This window comes from Pseudomonadota bacterium, assembly GCA_022361155.1.
GTDB lineage: Bacteria > Myxococcota_A > Polyangia > Polyangiales > JAKSBK01 > JAKSBK01.
Window position 1 is genome coordinate 1 of sequence record JAKSBK010000407.1, and the last position, 3,629, is coordinate 3,629.

General features: G+C 62.5%; 3 protein-coding genes. All 3 read left to right on the plus strand.

What is annotated here, in order from left to right:
* The coding region (locus MJD61_15765; GenBank protein ID MCG8556722.1) for a hypothetical protein at nucleotides 1-285 on the plus strand (285 nt) is incomplete at its 5' end.
* An 88-nt stretch (nucleotides 286-373) separates the two neighbouring features.
* The gene (locus tag MJD61_15770; protein ID MCG8556723.1) at nucleotides 374-2,992 is read left to right on the plus strand and encodes a hypothetical protein; all 2,619 of its coding nucleotides are present in this window, start codon (nucleotides 374-376) and stop codon (nucleotides 2,990-2,992) included.
* Between the two features lie 11 nt (nucleotides 2,993-3,003).
* The gene (locus tag MJD61_15775) at nucleotides 3,004-3,237 is read left to right on the plus strand and encodes a hypothetical protein (GenBank protein ID MCG8556724.1); all 234 of its coding nucleotides are present in this window, start codon (nucleotides 3,004-3,006) and stop codon (nucleotides 3,235-3,237) included.
* Nucleotides 3,238-3,629 lie beyond the last annotated feature (392 nt).

Genomic DNA, 3,629 nt, shown 5'->3' on the forward strand with positions numbered 1-3,629 from the left:
ACGTACCTGGGATGCGGCCATCCCCGCAACTGCCGCTATCCGCGCCATGCCGTGGTCTCCAAGCACTACGTCTGGCAATCGGTGTACAGCGAGGGAGACCCTGTGAGCTTCCGCCGCAACTTCGCCCACCGTTACGGGGCAGGTCTTTCGGACCATTCGGGTCGTGGCTGGCTAGGGTTTCAATGGCACACGGTCGTGGACCTGGACCGGGCTGGGGAGCACACCACCAAGTACAGCTTCGACAACCGGACTCGGCTGGATAGCGGGGGCGCCCAAAGGCCATGAGCTGCCGGACGCCACCACCGAACAGCGCTGCTATTGGAACACGGTTTCGTGTGTACAAAGCCCGGAAAACCACATTGGCTGCGAGCTTGTGGGCGACCGGGGCCAGACCCTCAAGGTGGCCGACCCCACAGCGCAAAGCGCGCAGTGCCTCGATCGAGCCAAGGACCTGTACAACAGCCCGGCGACTCAAGCAGGCACCGAGTTGCAATACGGGCCCTTCGACCAGGTCGATAGGGTCGTGGCCCGAGGCCACGAAGTCGCCTACCAACGCGACCTCTGGGGTGACATCACGCTCATCCAGGACTCGGACCTCGGGGGCGAGCGCGCCAGCACGTACAATACCTTCGGCGAGCTCGAAACCACCACGGACGCCAAGGGTCAGGTGACCCGCTACCTTTACGACCAGCTCGGGCGGTTGATCGAGCGGGACAACCTAGACGCCAACGGTGTTGTGGAGAGCAAGGACACCTGGGAGTGGGACATCGTGCAGAGCCCGGGCCAGACACCCGTGGGCCTTTATGGAGCGGTTCGCAAGAGCGTCAGCTCGAGCGGGCACGAGACCCACTACCGCTACGACTGGGCCGGGCGGCTGAGTAGCAAGGAGCGTGTTTACGGGGCAGTCAACAGCCCGAACCGCCCCCGGCGACAAGCCAGCTACCACTACAACGTGCGCGGGCGCATCGACCATATCGATTATCCGGATGACACGGGCTTGTCGTTCGGCGCCTACTACGAGTACGCTGCCTCGGGAGCCGTAACCGCCATCCGCGACAGCAGTGCTGCGGGCCCCTACTTGTGGCGTGCCATGGCCAGCAACGACTTCGACCAGCTGTGGAAAGAGCGCTTTCTCAGCAACGACCACCGAAGCTGGCGCACCTACTATCCGATCACCGGGCTTCCGAAGACCATCCGCACCGGCCGCTGCCCCAACAATCGCTGCAGAACAGGCATCCAGAACCTCGAGTACACCTACAGCGACGACGGCAACCTATTGACACGCCAGGACCACAACCGGTCGCGTGCCCGCAAGGAGACCTTCGAATACGACCACTTGGATCGTCTGCTAAGCATCCAGGTTGGCAACAACGCCAAGCAGAGCTTCAGCTACAGCACGGGCGGCAATCTCAAGACACGCCCGCTGGACGACGACAGCGGTCAGATGACGCTCAGCTACGGCGATACCAGCTTCCCGCATCGCGTCACGCAGAGCAGCTGGGGCGGGTTCACGGAGGACTACACCTACGACGACAACGGCAACCTGACGAGTCGCAGCAGCGGCGACCCAACACGAGCCGACCTCGACCACATCGTCTACACGCGCTTCGACAAGCCCGCCAGCCTTGAGGTGAAAATCGGCAACGCGAGCTTTTCGGAGCAGTTCATCTACGACGCCGAAGACCAGCTCGTACACAAGCAGGGTGACCCTGCAGGCGAGACCCTGTATTTCGACGACCTGTACTACGAAGTTAGAACCGACACCGAGATGGAGGGGCATTATCTGGTCAGCAACGGCTCCCGTGTCGTGGTCGAGGTCGTCCGCAAGAAAAACGCCAACCTGACCACCAAGCTCGCGCTGCACGACGACCACCTGGGGTCGGTCGTCGTCACCAACGACCCCGATCAGACCGACTTTGCCCAGCGGCGCAAGTTTGCACCCTTCGGCGGTTTCCGGGTCGATTCGGAAGCAGGCGACTCGGACCGCCCCAAGACCCGGCTCGGCTACACCGGCCACGAGCACTTCAACAAGCTCGGCCTCGTGAACATGAAGGGAAGAATCTATGACTCCCACATGGGGCGGTTTCTGCAGCCCGACCCGTTTGTGCCGGAGCCGTGGAATAGCCAGTCGTGGAATCGGTATAGCTATGTGGTCAATAATCCGTTGAATTGGGTGGATCCGAGCGGGTTTACGCCGTGTGAGAGCGACCCCGAGAAGTGTGTCAAGCAAAGAGATGGCGGCGGCGGGGGCGCAGGTTCAGTCGATGCCTCGGTCACCGAGCATTCCGGTTGGGAGTACGTAGGTGCAACGCCGGAGGGCGTCCCCACCTATCAGGGAAGCGGCAGGTCGGATCCAAGGGGCGGCGGCATCGTTGGGGGCAGGCGCCTTGGATTCAGCGGTACGGTCGGTGATTCAGGCGCTGGCGAGCCCGGAGAGGGGGGTAACTCGTCAACGGGTGAAGGAAAGCAAACCGGGAAGGACGAGTTCAGGCCAAATCAAGGCGGCACCCCGAAGGCTTCCAAGTACGGGACGACACCGAGGTCGACGGTGCAGTCCACAGAACTCGCCATCATCGGTTTCTCGGCGCTCGAGGCGGCTGCGGCTGCCGCAGCTGCCGCAGCTGCCTGGGGCGCCGTTGTAACCCTGAGGGTGCTTGCGGCCGCAAGGGCGGCAGGCGCGTTCAGTCGAGTACTCGGGCGCACGCCTAGAAATCTGCAGAAGTTCTTCGGCAAGCACGGAGCGGACTTCGGGCTAAAGGGTCCGTGGAATCCCTCTAGAGCGGCGGACGCCAGCCGCGCCATTCACCAGCACATCAATAGTCCTGGCGTGCGTGCTATTGAAGGAGCCTATCGAGGCAAGCCTGCGACACACTTTCTGGATCCGAAGTCCGGTCTGAATGTGGTCTCGGATTCGGCTGGCAACTTCGTGACAGGTTACCGTCTTAGCCCCCAGCAGCTGCAAGACATTTTGCGTACCGGGCATTTGTTTTAGGAGAGGCCGATATGAAGCTCGAGCTAACCAGTGACGAGGCGCTTGTCTTCTTTGAATGGCTGTCGCGCCTCGACGAGCGAGATGCCCTTCCCGTGGAGGACCCTGCCGAAGAGCAAGTTCTTTGGCGACTTCACGGTCAGCTCGAGAAGACCCTCGTGGAGCCATTTCGTTCGGACTATGACGCTTTGCTAAAGGATGCACGGAAGAAAGTGAGAGACTCCTTCGGCGCCGGTGGCGAAAGCTAGAGTCATGTCCGGCCGTTACTGCGCGCGCAGACCCGACACTCTAGTGAGCGTCAGGTGGCACGCGCCGCGCCGACCTTGCGTCAAGCCCGGCTGTCACAGCGCATGCAGTCAGGTGCACGCAAGTGCTGCAGGTAGCATGCGCAGCGCCAGCCTTGAGGCTTCCCACCCACCCACCAGAAGCAAGGATACGTCACGGTCTCGGCAAGTGCTGGGTCGCTCCGGCCGCCCGTCGAGTCGCTCCGCTCGGCACTTCGCAGTATGGCGCATTCTGCGCAAGGCCCGTCGGTCACAGGGCTTGCGATGGTCACGTCTTGACGGCTGCAGGCGCCGCCCATCCCAGCTCCACTGCAAAGTCCGTTGGGGCAAGCCCTCGTGCCCGCCGGGTCCCCTCG